15 protein-coding genes and 1 pseudogene are annotated in these 14,819 nt (G+C 63.1%); 9 read left to right on the forward strand and 7 right to left on the reverse strand.

The genetic code is table 11. The features are described 5' to 3' along the window. The first annotated feature begins 165 nt into the window (after nt 1-165). Nucleotides 166-1,224 (forward strand): IS110 family RNA-guided transposase, encoded by a 1,059-nt coding sequence (locus AC2T3R_RS11840; protein ID WP_085665802.1) that lies wholly within the window; start codon nt 166-168, stop codon nt 1,222-1,224. 307 nt (nt 1,225-1,531) lie between these two features. Here AC2T3R_RS11840 and AC2T3R_RS11845 read toward each other — a convergent pair whose 3' ends face one another. Further along, on the reverse strand, nt 1,532-2,266 hold the full coding sequence (locus AC2T3R_RS11845; protein ID WP_486745280.1) for a methyl-accepting chemotaxis protein: 735 nt from the start codon (nt 2,264-2,266) through the stop codon (nt 1,532-1,534). Nucleotides 2,267-2,404: 138 nt separating this feature from the next. After that, nucleotides 2,405-3,166, reverse strand: a pseudogene (gene mcpP / locus AC2T3R_RS11850) (methyl-accepting chemotaxis protein McpP); the annotation flags it as partial. A gap of 299 nt (nt 3,167-3,465) precedes the next feature. Between mcpP and AC2T3R_RS11855 the strand changes: the two are divergent. Together AC2T3R_RS11855 and AC2T3R_RS11860 are read left to right on the forward strand one after the other, a co-directional pair. Next, nucleotides 3,466-4,296 (forward strand): undecaprenyl-diphosphate phosphatase, encoded by an 831-nt coding sequence (locus AC2T3R_RS11855; protein ID WP_003258998.1) that lies wholly within the window; start codon nt 3,466-3,468, stop codon nt 4,294-4,296. Continuing rightward, nucleotides 4,289-4,702 carry a DUF1294 domain-containing protein gene (locus tag AC2T3R_RS11860; protein ID WP_023660800.1) on the forward strand — a complete coding sequence of 138 codons (414 nt, stop codon included), beginning with the start codon at nt 4,289-4,291 and terminating at the stop codon, nt 4,700-4,702. Before AC2T3R_RS11855 ends, AC2T3R_RS11860 begins: the two co-directional genes overlap by 8 nt. Before the next feature lie 120 nt (nt 4,703-4,822). Here the strand turns inward: AC2T3R_RS11860 and AC2T3R_RS11865 are convergent, their stop codons facing one another. After that, nucleotides 4,823-5,182, reverse strand: coding sequence for an MmcQ/YjbR family DNA-binding protein (locus AC2T3R_RS11865; protein WP_410952841.1), 360 nt, complete (start codon nt 5,180-5,182; stop codon nt 4,823-4,825). Further along, a complete protein-coding gene (locus tag AC2T3R_RS11870) occupies nt 5,175-6,077 on the reverse strand; it encodes a LysR substrate-binding domain-containing protein (RefSeq protein ID WP_486745154.1) in 903 nt (300 codons plus the stop codon). Before AC2T3R_RS11870 ends, AC2T3R_RS11865 begins: the two co-directional genes overlap by 8 nt. Nucleotides 6,078-6,210: 133 nt before the next feature. Between AC2T3R_RS11870 and AC2T3R_RS11875 the strand changes: the two genes are divergently transcribed. Continuing rightward, complete coding sequence (locus AC2T3R_RS11875) at nt 6,211-6,822, forward strand: FMN-dependent NADH-azoreductase (protein WP_003258995.1); 612 nt, start codon at nt 6,211-6,213, stop codon at nt 6,820-6,822. 154 nt (nt 6,823-6,976) lie between these two features. On the opposite strand, the gene AC2T3R_RS11880 is transcribed toward AC2T3R_RS11875, so the two are convergent. The 3 genes from AC2T3R_RS11880 to AC2T3R_RS11890 form a co-directional block, all read right to left on the reverse strand. Further along, nucleotides 6,977-8,179, reverse strand: coding sequence for an NAD(P)/FAD-dependent oxidoreductase (locus AC2T3R_RS11880; RefSeq protein WP_410952840.1), 1,203 nt, complete (start codon nt 8,177-8,179; stop codon nt 6,977-6,979). 69 nt (nt 8,180-8,248) lie between these two features. Continuing rightward, nucleotides 8,249-8,848, reverse strand: a complete 600-nt coding sequence (locus AC2T3R_RS11885) for a helix-turn-helix domain-containing protein (RefSeq protein ID WP_015270174.1) — start codon at nt 8,846-8,848, stop codon at nt 8,249-8,251. Nucleotides 8,849-8,887: 39 nt separating this feature from the next. After that, the gene (locus AC2T3R_RS11890) at nt 8,888-10,840 is read right to left on the reverse strand and encodes an oxidoreductase (protein WP_054573111.1); all 1,953 of its coding nucleotides are present in this window, start codon (nt 10,838-10,840) and stop codon (nt 8,888-8,890) included. Nucleotides 10,841-11,016: 176 nt separating this feature from the next. On the opposite strand from AC2T3R_RS11890, the gene AC2T3R_RS11895 reads away from it, so the two are divergent. The 5 genes from AC2T3R_RS11895 to AC2T3R_RS11915 all read left to right on the forward strand — a co-directional run bounded on the left by AC2T3R_RS11895 (nt 11,017) and on the right by AC2T3R_RS11915 (nt 14,724). Next, the gene (locus AC2T3R_RS11895; RefSeq protein WP_410952838.1) at nt 11,017-12,060 is read left to right on the forward strand and encodes an ABC transporter substrate-binding protein; all 1,044 of its coding nucleotides are present in this window, start codon (nt 11,017-11,019) and stop codon (nt 12,058-12,060) included. 23 nt (nt 12,061-12,083) lie between these two features. Next, nucleotides 12,084-12,839, forward strand: coding sequence for a class II aldolase/adducin family protein (locus tag AC2T3R_RS11900; RefSeq protein WP_486745281.1), 756 nt, complete (start codon nt 12,084-12,086; stop codon nt 12,837-12,839). 144 nt (nt 12,840-12,983) lie between these two features. After that, the gene (locus tag AC2T3R_RS11905; protein ID WP_486745155.1) at nt 12,984-13,868 is read left to right on the forward strand and encodes an EamA family transporter; all 885 of its coding nucleotides are present in this window, start codon (nt 12,984-12,986) and stop codon (nt 13,866-13,868) included. Between the two features lie 208 nt (nt 13,869-14,076). After that, entirely contained in the window at nt 14,077-14,397 is a 321-nt protein-coding gene (locus AC2T3R_RS11910) for a YbjQ family protein (protein ID WP_015270179.1), read from the forward strand. A 138-nt stretch (nt 14,398-14,535) separates the two neighbouring features. Next, on the forward strand, nt 14,536-14,724 hold the full coding sequence (locus AC2T3R_RS11915; RefSeq protein ID WP_003253897.1) for a hypothetical protein: 189 nt from the start codon (nt 14,536-14,538) through the stop codon (nt 14,722-14,724). Nucleotides 14,725-14,819 lie beyond the last annotated feature (95 nt).

Consider the following 14,819-nt stretch of genomic DNA (forward strand, 5'->3'; position numbering starts at 1 on the left):
CGACACAAGGCCGCTCCTACAGGGGGACGCGATCGTCTGTAATCGATGGACTCGCCCCCGCCGAGGCATCACAGTGCCACGGTGGCGTTCTAAGAAGCCAACGGCAGCGAGGGCGAGACCATGAAAAAGCATAGTTCCAAGCAAGGTTCCCTGTCGTCCACTGATGTGGAGCTTTGCACAACCATCTGTGTAGACCTGGCCAAGCAGGTCTTTCAGTTAGCAGGCGAGGATGCTACCGGTCGGGTGATCTACGAAGATCGCATCAAATCCCGTCAGGCCTTTCATGATTTCCTGCTCAGGTTGCCAGCGACAGTGACCGTCTTGATGGAGTGCGGCCCAGGTGCACAAGCCTGGGCAAGGCTGCTGCAGGCCAAAGGTAATGCGGTTCGCATCCTGCCTGCGCAACGAGTCGCCGAACACCGCAGCGGCGCGAAGAACGACCGTAACGACACCCATGCCATTTTGCGCGCCGGTCGCGATACCAGTATTGCCTCGATATCGATCAAGAGCACCACAGCACTGGCTATTCAAGCACTGCACCGTATCCGCCGCGGCAACATCAAGCGGCATACCGCGCTGGGTAACCAGATACGTGGTTTGCTGCTTGAGCATGGCGTATCCATGCCACAGGGCGACGCTGCGATTGGTAAGCATGTGCCGCGGTCTCTTGAGGATGCCTCTTTACCTTTGCCCGACCTATTGCGTGAGTTGCTCGATGAGCTGTTGACGGACTGGCTGTCTCTGGGTGAACGCATTGCGGGGCTCAGTAGACGGCTCGAAGCGACAGCCCGGGAGGATAAAGTCGCACAGCGACTGGTCACCATTCGTGGCGTAGGCCCTATCATCGCCACGGCGATCGTGGCGAAACAGACCGAGCCCAGCCGCTTCGCCAGTGGCCGAATGTATTCCGCCTTCTTCGGTATCGTGCCCGATCAGCACAGCAGTGGAAACAAAGTCAGATTGGGCAGGATGAGCAAGCGAGGTGACGGCTACATACGTAGCCTGATGATCCAGGGCGCACATGCTGTCTTGAGTCAGCTAAGGCCTGATTCCGATCAGCCAGACGATCGCCGCCTCTTGCGCTGGCTATCCCGCCTTGGGCGCAAGGAAGCGGCGATCAGACTGGCTAATCGAAATCTGCGCATTATCTGGGCCCTGTTACAGAACGACCAGGTTTATCAACACAAACCGAACAGCAACCCGGAGGCTGCCATGAGCCTCTGACCAACCGAGTAATGCCACCGGGGCGCTAAGCGCTCCAACCCCTGCTAGTGAACATTGACCCCTGGTAAGACCGTCGCAGACTGATGCCTCCGCTCCTACAGGCCCGATGCAGTGGCCTCAATGTAAACGGCACGCTGCGAGCTCACCACGATGTCGGCCAGAAGCAAAAAGCTTCCTCGAACAGGCCTGATACATAGATGCAACCGGGTTCCTATGTTCAAAAGCAGCTAGACAGTGTGGGCGAGTCCATACATAGGAGCGGCCTTGTGTCGCGAAAGGGCGCAAAGCGCCCCCGGCATTCTCAACCTTATACCCGGAACTGCCGCAACAACTGCTCCAGCTCTTCGCTCAACTGCCCCAGCGCCATCCCGGCATCGCTGGATTGGCGCGCCGCATCGGCGGTCTGCTGAGACAACCCGGCAGTATCCAGCACGTTGCGGTTGATCTCTTCTACCACGTGCGACTGCTGCAAGGTGGCGCTGGCGATGGAGGCATTCAACGCCGTGAGGTTGTTCAGTGATTGGTTGATGGCATCCAGGCTGGCACCGGCCTCGCGGGCCTGCTCGACCGTCTGGCGCGAGGCCTCGCTGCTGGTGTCGATGGCTTTGACCGCAGCGTCCGACTGGCTTTGCAGGTGCTCGATCATGGTATGGATCTCGGCAGTTGACTGCGCCGTGCGCTGGGCCAGCAGGCGCACCTCGTCGGCGACCACGGCAAAGCCACGGCCCTGCTCGCCGGCCCGCGCCGCCTCGATGGCCGCGTTCAGCGCCAGCAGGTTGGTCTGTTCGGCGATGGAGCGGATCACATCCAGTACACCACCGATGCGCGCGCTGTGCCCGGCCAGTTCACGGATCACCTGCACGGCCTGGTCGATGGTCAGCGACAGCCGGTCGATCTGCGCCAGGCTGCCGTGAATGGCCTCCTGGCCGTGTGCCACCTGCTGTTGCGCGGTGCGCATTTCACCAGCGGCCTGCTCGGCGGTCTTGGCCACGTCTTGCACGGCGTAAGTCACTTCGTTGACCGCAGTGGCCACCTGGTCCATCTGCAGCGACTGTTGGGCGCTGTGCTGCTGCGCGGCACCGGCGTTGTCGCCGACATGCCCGGCGGACCGGGCCAGGGCATGGGCCGCGCCTTGTAACTGGCCGACCACGCCTTGCAGCTTGCCATTGAAGCGGTTGAAGTGCTCGCTCAGGTGGGTGATTTCGTCACGGCCGTGAGTGTCCAGGCGTCGAGTCAGGTCGCTTTCTCCACTGGCGATGTTGCCCATGGCCTGCACTGCTTCCTGCAACGGGCGGGCGATGCTGCGCGCAATCAGCATGACCACCAGCGCCATCAGCAGGGCGATGGCCACGCCCACCAGCGAGGCGTCGCGCAACTGGCGGGTGAATTCGGCCTGCACGTCATCGACGTACACGCCTGAGCCGATGATCCAGCCCCAGGGCTTGAACAGCTGGATGTAGGACGTCTTGGCCACCGGCTCGCTGGCACCGGGCTTGGGCCAGCGGTAGTTGACCGGCCCGGCGTCCTGCTGCCGAGCCAGGGCGACCATCTCGTTGAACACGGCAAAGCCGTCGGGGTCGCGGATGGCCGACAGGTCCTGGCCGTCGAGCTTGGGGTTGGCCGGATGCATGATCATCTTCGGCCCCAGGTCGTTGATCCAGAAGTAATCATCGTGGTCGTAGCGCAGCGCCCGCACCACTTGCAGCGCCTGTTGCTGGGCCGCTTCACGGCTGAGCGTGCCGGCTGCCTCCAGCTCTTGGTAATAGGCCAGCACACCGGCTGCGGTCTGCACCACGTGGCGGGTTTTCTCCGCTTTGGCCTGGTACAGGTCACCGTGGATCTGGCGCAGCATCAGCAGGCCCAATACCACCAGCATGGCCACCGCCACCAAAAGGATCAGCCACAGACGGCGGCTGATAGACATCGATCTCAGGGTTTTCATACCACAGCTCCCGCATTGTTCTTTTTATTCAGGCGCATCCAAGCATGCTTTGCGCGAGGCCCCCACACGACTAATGGCTAAGTGCTATCCATTCAATAGTCTGCAGCAGTTTGTACAAGGTGATTGCGAAGGCGCTCTGCTAGGATTTCGGCCGCGCAAGATGAAACCTTTAGGCGGCGTGAACTTTTCTACTGGCATTACGCCCAACAGTCGCTGTAAAACAGCCGGGCCGCGCGCGGCAATTTCAAGCAAATCAAGAACAAGGGGCCTGCAACGAGCAGTGCTCCATCGGGGGAACGATGGATTTTTGGACTGCCTTCCAGGCAATCATCTTAGGCGTGGTCGAAGGGCTGACGGAGTTTCTGCCAATCTCCAGTACCGGTCACCAGATCATCGTCGCCGACCTGATCGGGTTTGGTGGCGAACGGGCCATGGCTTTCAACATCATCATTCAGCTGGCGGCGATCCTGGCGGTGGTGTGGGAATTCCGCGGCAAGATCTTCGACGTGGTCTTCGGCTTGACCAGCCAGCCCACGGCGCGGCGTTTCACCGGTAACCTTTTGCTGGCGTTCCTGCCGGCAGTGGTGCTGGGCGTGCTGTTCGCCGACCTGATCCACGAATATCTGTTCAACCCGATCACCGTGGCGGCTGCGTTGGTGGTGGGCGGGGTGATCATGCTCTGGGCCGAGCGTCGCGAGCACCGTGTGGAGGTGGACCACGTGGACGACATGCGCTGGAGCCACGCGCTGAAGATCGGCTTCATCCAGTGCCTGGCGATGATCCCGGGCACTTCGCGCTCCGGTTCGACCATCATCGGTGGCCTGCTGTTCGGCCTGTCGCGCAAGGCAGCGACCGAGTTCTCGTTCTTCCTGGCGATGCCGACCATGGTCGGTGCGGCAGTGTATTCGGGCTACAAGTACCGCGACCTGTTCCAGCCTGGTGACCTGCCGGTATTTGCCATTGGCTTCGTGACTTCGTTCATCTTTGCCATGATCGCCGTGCGTGGCCTGCTCAAGTTCATTGCCAACCACAGCTACGCGGCGTTCGCCTGGTATCGCATTGCCTTTGGCCTGCTGATTCTGGCGACCTGGCAGTTCGGCTGGGTTGACTGGGCGACGGCCCATGGCTGAGGTGGCACGGGGGCAAAGGGTGGAGGGCGTACGTAATGTGCGCCTGAAGCTGCTGCTGTTGGGCCTGCTGTGCCTGCTGCCCGCCCTGGGCGCGGCGCGCATGGCCTGGGTCGACCAGGCCTGGTGGCCGCTGGCGTTGTACCCGGCAATGAGCCTGATCAGCCTGCTGCTGTATTGGCAGGACAAACAGCAGGCGCGTACCCAGGCCTGGCGTACGCCCGAGAAGGTGCTGCATGCCAGTGAGCTGCTGGGCGGCTGGCCTGGGGCACTGCTGGCGCAGCAGCTGTATCGACACAAGACCCGCAAGGTGTCGTACCAGCTGGTGTTCTGGGGGATTGTGCTGGTGCACCAGGTGTTCTGGGCGGACTGGCTGTTTCTTGGCGGGCGGTATTTGCCCTTCAGTTGATATGTGATTGTGCCGGCCTCTTCGCGGGCGTGCCCGCTCCCACAGGTATTCCACTGGTCTTGAAGGCAGTGAAAAACCTGTGGGAGCGGGCACGCCCGCGAAGAGGCCGGCACAGGCTAGCTAGATTACCAACCCCACCTGCAACCGCTTTGGCAACCGCCGCACCACCAGCTGGTGCGAGCGTTGCAACAGATCACACAGTTCATCACGCCCCAGCGGGTAGGGCGATGCCATGCTGATCCACCGCGCCCGTGCCAGATACGGCGCAGGCCGCACCCCCGGGCGGTCGCAGTAGCCAAGAAACAGTTCGTCGGCCACTTTGAACGACAACCCCGCACCCGCCAGGTCGAGCACCGCGAACATCTTGTTGCCTGCCACGGAGAACACCCGGATGCCACCCCATTTGTAGTCTTCCCGCGCACCCGGCAGGCTCAGGCAGAACGCTGCCACCTGGGCTTCGCTCATGTTTCGCTCAGACATACTTTTCTCCACAGGCCTCGAACGACGCCGCCAGGTGGTCGATCCATACCCGTACCGCCGGCAGCAAGCCGCGCCGGTGCGGGTACACCGCCTGCAGGTAGCCACCCGGCAGCGACCAGTCCGGCAGCAGGCGCACCAGTTCGCCGCGCGCCAGTTCTTCTTCACAGAACATGCTGGGCAGTGCGGTAAACCCGAGGCCTGCCCGTACAGCAGCATTACGTACTACGAAATCATCGATGGCGAGGCGCGGTTCCAGGGCGATTTCCTGCTGTTTGCCATGGGGGCCGAACAGGCGGAAGTGTACCAGCCGGTCCGCCTCGGCAGCGCCCAGCACCGGCAATGATGCCAGTTGGCCCGGTTCGCGGATGTGATCGGCGAAACCGGGCGCTGCAACCAGTTGCATCTGCGCCTGGCGCAGGCGGCGGGTGACCAGGGCCGGGTCTTCATCGCCCAGGTCGCGTACGCGCAGGGCCACGTCGATACCTTCGGAAATGAGGTCTACCCGGCGGTTGAGCAGCACCATTTCCAGTTGCACCAGCGGGTACTGCGCAAGAAAGCGGCTGATCACATCCGGCAGAAAGGCGTGGGCCAATGCCACCGGGCACGACACCCGCAAGCGCCCGCGCGGTTCGCTGCTCATGCTGGCCACGGCCTCGTCGGCGGCTTCGGCTTCCAGCAGCATGGCCTGGCAGTGGTGCAGGTAGCGCTCGCCCACCGCGGTGAGCTTCAGTTGCCGTGTAGTGCGTTGCAGCAGGCGCGTGCCCAGGCGTTCTTCAAGCTCGGCGATACGCCGCGAAAGGCGCGATTTGGGGATGCCCAGCTGGCGGCCCGCTGCGGCGAAACCGCCGGCTTCGACTACTCGGGCGAAGTAGAAAAGGTCGTTGAGGTCTTGCATGGGAATGTCTCACTGTTCCACCAGTAGGACAAACTAACGCATTTTTGCTGCCTTATCAGCCATTGTTGATGTCGGTAGGATTCTCCCCATCGTGATCGCCCAATGTCGCGGTCTTCATTCACAGGAGAATCCCATGAAACTGTTGCACATCGATTCGAGCATCCTGGGCGACAATTCCGCCTCCCGCCAACTGAGCCGTGAAGTGGTCGAAGCCTGGAAAGCCGCCGACCCGAGCGTGGAAGTGGTGTACCGCGACCTGGCCGCTGACGCCATCGCCCACTTCTCCGCGGCAACCCTGGTAGCGGCTGGCACCCCGGAAGACATGCGCGACGCAGCGCAGGCCTTCGAAGCCAAGCTGAGCGCGGAAACCCTGGAAGAGTTCCTGGCTGCCGATGCCGTGGTGATTGGTGCGCCGATGTACAACTTCACCGTGCCGACCCAGCTCAAGGCCTGGATCGACCGCGTTGCCGTCGCCGGCAAGACTTTCCGCTACACCGAAGCCGGCCCGGAAGGCCTGTGTGGCAACAAGAAGGTAGTGCTGGTGTCCACCGCCGGTGGCCTGCACGCTGGCCAGCCGACTGGCGCCGGGCATGAGGACTTCCTCAAGGTATTCCTGGGCTTCATCGGTATCACCGACCTGGAAATCGTCCGCGCCCATGGCCTGGCCTATGGCCCTGAGCACCGCAGCCAGGCGATCGATGCTGCCCAGGCGCAGATTGCCAACGAGCTGTTTGCTGCTGCCTGATCGAAGGTACGCGATCGAATGTAGGAGCGGCCTTGTGTCGCGATGGGCCGCAAAGCGGCCCCAGAATTCTCGGCATCAACGCTGAAATCCTGGGGCCGCTTTGCGGCCCATCGCGACACAAGGCCGCTCCTACAATGATCGCGTCGGCCTGGTGTCAGGCCACTGGAATAGCCGGGTCAGCCGCTGCCAGCGCCGCAGCACGTTCGGCCGCCGGTGGATAGATCCACACGGTATTGATCTGCGCCTTCAAAACCTTGGCTTCGGCCTTGTCCTCCGGTGGCGACACCGTGCGTTCCCACCCTTCGGTATACACCGCCCCCCAGGCCCCAAGGTCCAGGCAGGTCACGTACTTGGGCTGGCTGTAAGTCTTCGGTGCCACGCCAATCAGCTCGGCCGCCGCATTGTTGCCCGCATGACGCCCCAGCGGAATCGCATGCTGGCAGGACATCACCGCATGATTGCCAGCCTCGTCGCAGGCGGCGTAGGCCACATCACCCGCCGCGTACACGGCATCATTGCCTTTCACCTTGAGATTGCCATCGACATGCAAGCGGCCCAGGCGGTCGCGCTCGCCACTGATCTGTTCGGTGAGCGGGTTGGCCTTGAAGCCCACGGTCCAGATCACCGTGCTGGCGTCGATGCGCTGGCCGTTGTCCAGCACCACGCCGGCAGAATCGACCGAGGCTACCGTGGCGCCACAGATCCACTCCACGCCCAGGGCCTCGGAGGCCTGTTCGATGGCGGGGCGGATGCCTTCACCCAGGGCCGCGCCAATCCTCGCCCCACGGTCGACCACCACCACGCGCAACGCCGCGTCCTCGCCGAGGATTTCGCGTAGACGGGCCGGCAATTCGGTGGCGGTCTCGATGCCGGTAAAGCCACCACCGGCCACCACCACGGTATTGCGCGCCGGTGTGTCGGGCAGGTTGGCCAGTGACTTCAGGTGGGTCTCCAGGCGCGCGGCGCTGTCGAGCTTGTCGACATCGAACAGATGCTCGATGCCGACCATGTCGGGCCGGTTGAGCACGCTGCCGCAGGCCATGATCAGGCGGTCGTAGGGCAGGGTGCATTGGGTTCCGCTGCGGGTGCGATAGCCCACACGGCGGGCTGCTTCATCTATATGAAAGGCCGTGCCCTGCACGAAGCGGACGTTGGCGGCATCGAACAGCTCCTGCAACGGCGCGGCCATGGTATGTACGTCGGGTTCGTAGAAGCGCGGGCGCACATGCAGCTCGGCCTGGGGTGCAAGCAAGGTGACCTCGACATCCTTGCGGCCATGGAGGTCAAGCTGGCGGGCGGCGCTGAGCGCGCTCCACAGGCCGGCAAAGCCCGCGCCTATGATCAGGATCTGCTTCATGGTTGTGCTCCTCTAAAGTTCGGTTAACAAGGTAGACCCTGTTGCTGGATATTGGGGAGCGAGCATGCTTCAGAATGTTGGCGGCGTGATCACCCAGATCACCACGGCATCGACTTCACCGGGGTTGCCGTAGCGGTGCGGTTCCTGGCTCGAGAAGCTGAAACTGTCCCCTTCACCCAGCTGGAAATGCCGCTCGCCCACCCACAGCTCGAAGCTGCCGCTGAGGATGTAGCCGGCCTCTTCACCGTCGTGGCTGTAGCTCTGTTGGCTGTAGCTGCCCGGAGGGAAGCGCGAATGCAGGATTTCCAGCTGACGGTTGGGCTGGGGCGTGAGCAGTTGATCGACGATACCGTCTTCGTAATGCACGCTCAGGCGGCTGTTGCGTCGTACCACATAGCCTTGGTCTTCGGGCGCAGTGATGGCTTCGCTGGCGAAGAACCACTGGATGGTCACCCCCAGGCTGCGGGCGATGTTGAACAGCGCCGGAATCGATGGATAGGAGAGGTTGCGCTCCAGCTGGCTGATGTAGCCGGCGGTCAGCTCACTGTGCGCGGCCAGCTCCGCCAGGGTCATGCCACGGCGCTTGCGCAGGCCGCGAATGCGGCTGCCGAGAAACTGCGGCGCGGCGCCCCCGGCTTCGCTGGCGGGGGGCTGGGGGAGTTGGCTCATGCACGTCGGTCCATCGTAAAAGCCGCAGTATGTACAGCCTCAGAGCGCCCAGGCAACCGTCAGGCCATCGTGAATCGCTTCTTCGGCGGTACGCGGCGCCAGGCAGTCGCCAATGCGGCGCACCTCGACCAGGCCGGCCAGCTCCGTTGCCAGGCGGTCTTCCGGTTGATGGCCCTGGCACAGTACCAGGGTGTCGATGCCTTCGAAGATCATCGGTTCGCCGCTGGCGGTGTGCTGCAGGTACACCGTGTTGTCGTCGCAGCCATACAGGCGGGCATACGGTGTGATGGGAATACCCAGGCGATGCAGCTCGCCGGCCAGTTGGTCGCGCACGTACAGCGGCAGACTTTCGCCGCAATGGGTGCCATTGACCGCCAGCTGCACCTGGTGGCCGTCGCGTACCAGGCGTTCGGCGATGCCGGGGCCGATCCAGTCGCAGCGCCAGTCGATCACCAGTACCGAGCGGCCCGGTTTTGCTTCACTGCGCAGTATTTGCCAGGCATCCACCACCTGTAGATCACCGGTGCGCTCGAAGGCCGGCCAGTAGGGGGTGGCACCGGTGGCGGCGATCACCAGGTCGGGGCGTTCCCGTTCGACCAGTGCGCGGTCGACCCGGGTGTTGCGCACCACTTCCACGCCCGCCAGGGCCATTTCCCGTTGCAAGTTGGTGCTGGCGCCACCGAACTCGCTGCGCCGTGGCAGCAACTGGGCCAGCAGCACCTGGCCACCGAGCTGCGGGCCAGCCTCGTACAGCGTGACCTGATGCCCGCGCGCAGCGGCCACGGCGGCGGCTTTCATGCCTGCGGGCCCGCCACCGGCCACGAGGATGCGCTTGGGGCGGGTGGTGGGTGGCAGTTGCTCGTACTGCAACTCGCGGCCAGTCTCTGGTCGCTGGATGCAGGAAATGGGCAGGCCGCGGTGGAAATGGCCGATGCAGGCCTGGTTGCAGGCGATACAGGCACGTACGTCCTCGACCTGGCCATGCTCGGTCTTGTTGGGCATCTGCGGGTCGCATATAAGCGCGCGGGTCATGCCGCAGACGTCGGCCTGGCCACGGGCCAGGATCAGTTCGGCTTCCTGGGGCTGGTTGATACGCCCGGTGACGAACAGCGGGATGCTCAGGTGTTGTTTGAAGGTGCCGGCCTCACGGGCCAGGTAGGCCGGTTGAATAGCCATCGGCGGCACGATATGCACGGCGCCGCCGAGGGACGCCGACGTCCCGGCAACGATGTGCAGGTAGTCGAGCTGGCCTTGCAAGGCAACCGCTGCGGCCAGCGATTCATCCTCGCTCAGCCCTTGGCTGTCGCGCTCGTCGGCACTGATGCGCAGGCCGATGATGAACTGTTCGTCGGTAGCCGCGCGTACGGCGGCCAGCACTTCGCGCAGGAACCGCAGGCGCTGCTCCAGCTCACCGTTGTAGCCATCCGAGCGCTGGTTTACCCGCGGGTTGAGGAACTGCGCAGGCAGGTAGCCATGGCTGGCCACCACTTCAACGCCATCCAGCCCGGCCTGGTGCAGGCGGCGGGCAGCGCTGGCATAGCCCTGGACGATCTCGTCGATCATCGCCTGGTCCAGTGCGCGCGGCATCACCCGGAAGCGTTCATTGGGTACCGCGGACGCCGAGTAGGCCACCGCCAGCAAACCGTCCGCCGACTCCATGATCTCCCGCCCGGGGTGGAACAGTTGTGACAGCACCACGGTGCCATGCTCATGGCAGGCCTCGGCAAGCTGGCGGTAGCCGTCGATGCAGGCATCGTCGGTGGCCATCAGCACATGCGAGGTGTAGCGAGCGCTGTCATGCACCCCGGCCACCTGCAGCACGATCAGGCCCACGCCACCGGCGGCGCGGGCGCGCTGGTAGGCGATGAGCTTGTCGTTGACCAGGTTGTCGGTAGGCAGGCAGGTGTCGTGGCCGGTGGACATGATGCGGTTCTTCAAGCGTTTGCCGCGGATCTGCAAGGCTTCGAACAGGTGAGGGAAGGCGGTCTGCATACAGGCGGCTCCGGTGCGGTGTTGTTCTTGTTTTTTTATGAAAGTGTAGCGCCAGTAAAAAATCAACTTGTTTTTTTACTGGTCGGCGACTAGGTTTTTCTCACCCTCGTGGCGAGGGCGTGACCTCACAACAACAAGAAAACGGGCCCCTCGGGCACCGGCAGGAGGCAACTACGATGCAGGTATTCCCACGTGTAAGCAGCTTTTGCGCAGCGTTGCTGGCCATGGGCCTGGGCAGTGCGCAAGCGGCACCGCAGATGGTCGTGGTCGGCTATGGTGGTGCCGGCCAGAAAGCTCAGGACGAGGCGATCTTCAAACCGTTCAGTGCCCAGGATGGCAGCAAGCTGATCCAGAGCGAGTACAACGGCGAGATGGCACGGATCCAGGTAATGGCCGACACCGGCAATGTCGACTGGGATGTGGTGCAGATCGAAGGGCCTGACCTGATGCGTGGCTGCGACGAGGGCATCTACGAGCAGCTGGATTGGCAGCGCATGGGCCATGCGGGTGAACTGATTGCCGACGCGGCACAAGCCTGTGGCTCGGCCGCGCTGGTATGGAGCGTGGCCATTGCCTATGACCGCAGCAAGCTGGCCCAGGCGCCTGCGTCGTGGGCCGACTTCTGGGACGTGAACAAGTACCCTGGCAAGCGCGGCCTGCGCAAGCGTGCGGTGTACAACCTGGAGTTCGCCCTGATGGCAGATGGGGTGAAGGTCGAGGATGTGTACCAGGTACTGGCCACCCCGGCAGGGGTCGAGCGTGCCTTTGCCAAGCTCAGCGAGCTCAAGCCGTATATCCAGTGGTGGGACGCCGGCGCCCAACCTGCCCAGTGGTTGGCGGCGGGAGATGTGGTGATGACCTCGACCTATAGCGGGCGCATCGCCGTGGCGGCCCAGCAGGGCAGCCCGCTGGCGGTGGTCTGGCCTGGCAGCCTGTATGGCATGGATTACTGGGCGATCATCAAAGGCTCGCGGCATGTCGACCAGGCCAAGCGGCTGATTGCCTACGCCAACCAGCCGGACACCCAGGTGCGTTATGTGCAGCAGATTCCCTATGGGCCGACCAACACCCAGGCGGCGGCGAAGCTAGACCCGTCCCTGGCCAGCTGGGTGCCTACTTCGCCGCAGAACCTGCAGGGGGCGTTGGCGATGAATGTGGAATTCTGGGTCGACCATGGCGAAGAGCTGGAACAGCGCTTCAATGCGTGGGCCAGCAAATAGCGTACTGCAAAGGTATAACGATGATGACCACAACGGAACAAAGCCTGCGCCAGGAGCTGGCCGCCTGCTATCGGCTGATCGCCCACTTCCGCATGAGCGACCTGATATTCACCCATATTTCCCTGCGCCTGCCGGGGCCGGAGCACCACTTCCTGATCAATCCGTACGGCTTGCTGTTCGATGAGATCACGGCCTCCAGCCTGGTGAAGATCGACCTGCAAGGCCGGCCAGTGGAAGCGACGCCGCACCCGGTCAACCCGGCCGGTTTCGTCATCCACAGCGCCATCCATGCTGCCCGCGAGGATGCCCGTTGTGTGCTGCACACCCACACCCGGGCAGGTTGTGCGGTGGCTGCGCTGGAATGTGGGCTGCTGCCGCTCAACCAGATGTCCATGGAGTTTTATGGCCAGGTGGCATACCACGCCTATGAAGGGATTGCGCTGGACATGGATGAGCAGCGAAGGTTGGTAGCCGACCTAGGCGACAAGCCGGTGATGATCCTGCGCAACCATGGCCTGCTGACCACCGGGCGCAGCGTGGCCGAAGCATTCCTGCGCATGTACTACCTGGAGAAGGCGTGCGAGATCCAGTTGGTGGCACAGAGTGCTGGGCAGGTGATTTTGCCGCCGGCCGAAGTGTGCGCGCATACCGAGCGGCAGTTCAATGAGCCTGGACGAGGGTTGAAACAGGGCGAACTGGCGGATCCGGATGCGTTGCAGCTGGCATGGGCGGCACTGTTGCGGATGCTGGAAAAGGTCGCACCTGGATACCGGAGCTGACGCTCCGCCAATCACCTCGGCAACCCTTGCACGATAACAGTCACTGTTGCGCACCTCTGGGCCGCAACTGTGCTGGTCCCTGTCAAAGGAATAGCCTTATGCTGTAACGAAATATGTCTAGAAAGCTTGAAGAAGGATGTCGCAATGCCACTCAAGGATCTGCTCATCGCCCTGGTGGTGATTGTCGCCTGGGGAGTCAACTTCGTGGTCATCAAGGTTGGCCTCGATGGCTTGCCGCCGATGTTGCTGGGGGCATTGCGCTTCTTGCTGGTGGCATTCCCGGCGATCTTGCTGGTCAAGCGGCCGAAGTTGCCCTGGCGCTGGCTGGTCGCCTACGGCGCGACCATTTCGTTGGGCCAGTTCGCTTTCCTGTTCCAGGCCATGTACAGCGGCATGCCGCCAGGGCTGGCCTCGCTGATCCTGCAATCGCAGGCGTTCTTCACCCTCGGCTTCGCCGCGTTGTTCCTCGGCGAGCGGCTGCGCCTGGCCAGCGTACTGGGGCTGCTGGTGGCCGCCAGCGGCCTGGCGCTTATCGGCAGCGAAGACGGCGGCCATGTACCGATGTTGGCGCTGGTACTGACCCTGTGTGCCGGCGCCATGTGGGGCATGGGCAACATCATCACCCGGCGCTTTGGCTCGGTTGACCTGGTGGCGCTGGTTATCTGGGGCGGGCTGATCCCGCCACTGCCGTTCCTTGCGTTGTCCTGGTGGCTGGAGGGGCCGGAGCGCATCGGCCACGCCATTGCCAATATCAGCTGGAGTTCGGTATTGGCCCTGGCTTACCTGGCGTTTGTCGCCACCATGCTCGGCTACAGCCTGTGGAGCAAGTTGCTGTCGCGCCACCCGGCCGGCAAGGTGGCGCCGTTCTCGCTGCTGGTGCCTGTGATTGGCCTGAGTTCGTCGGCGTTGTTGCTGAGCGAGCGTCTGACCGCGACCCAGGGCTGGGGCGCATTGCTGGTGATGGCCGGGTTGCTGGTGAACGTGTTTGGCGCCCGCATTGGCCAACGGCTGCGCGCGGTCAGCGCGTAGTTGATCCTTCAACCACTGCCCGACTGAAAATCGCAAGCCAGCGCAATCCCTGTGGGAGCGGGCCTGCCCGCGAACACGGGCGAAGCCCGTGCCAACCACCGCGGTGCCTGCTTCGCGGGCACGCCCGCTCCCACAATGACGGCATATCTGCGAGTGGATTTGCGCTCTGTTAGAATCGGTCTCTTTTGCCGGCCAATGGAGCGCACCCATGATCATTTCCACCACCAGCCAGCTCGAAGGCCGCCCGATTGCCGAATACCTGGGTGTGGTCAGCTCCGAATCGGTGCAGGGCATCAATTTCGTGCGCGATTTCTTTGCACGTTTTCGCGACTTCTTCGGCGGGCGTTCGCAAACCCTGGAAAGCGCGCTGCGCCAAGCCCGGGAGCAGGCCACCGAAGAACTGAAGGCGCGGGCACGCCAGTTGCAAGCCGATGCGGTAGTGGGTGTGGATTTCGAGATCAGCATGCCGTCGGTACAGGGCGGCATGGTCGTGGTATTTGCTACCGGTACAGCGGTGCGCCTGAAGTAGAGCGTCTGCCGCTGGTCGGGTCCAAGGCTTCGGTCTGGGCGGTCCGCAAATGACCAGCTAGTCTCACTTTCACAGGTCGCGTTTGGTAGAGCAACTGTTCTGGTTGCCGACGCGTCCGCCACTGGAGGGAGACAGGGCATGAGCGAATCCTTTTTCGAAGACCTGAACGACGCGTTCCCCATCAACAGCCAGGTGCGTTGCGGCCAGGCGGCATTTCGCCTGGGCTTCGCCCACATGACGCTGGATGATTCCGAACAGCTCCAGCCTGCACATCTGCAGCGCAGCAAAAAAGGCCGCTTCATGCCGCGGGTTCCGCTCAAGAAGTGATCCCGCTCCAGCACAACCCCGCCGAATGGCGGGGTTTTTATTGCCATTTCTTGATCCGCCTCATGGCATTGCCGGGTAGCACTCGCAGGATGGCC

Source organism: Pseudomonas sp. PVC-5-1 (genome assembly GCF_057444345.1).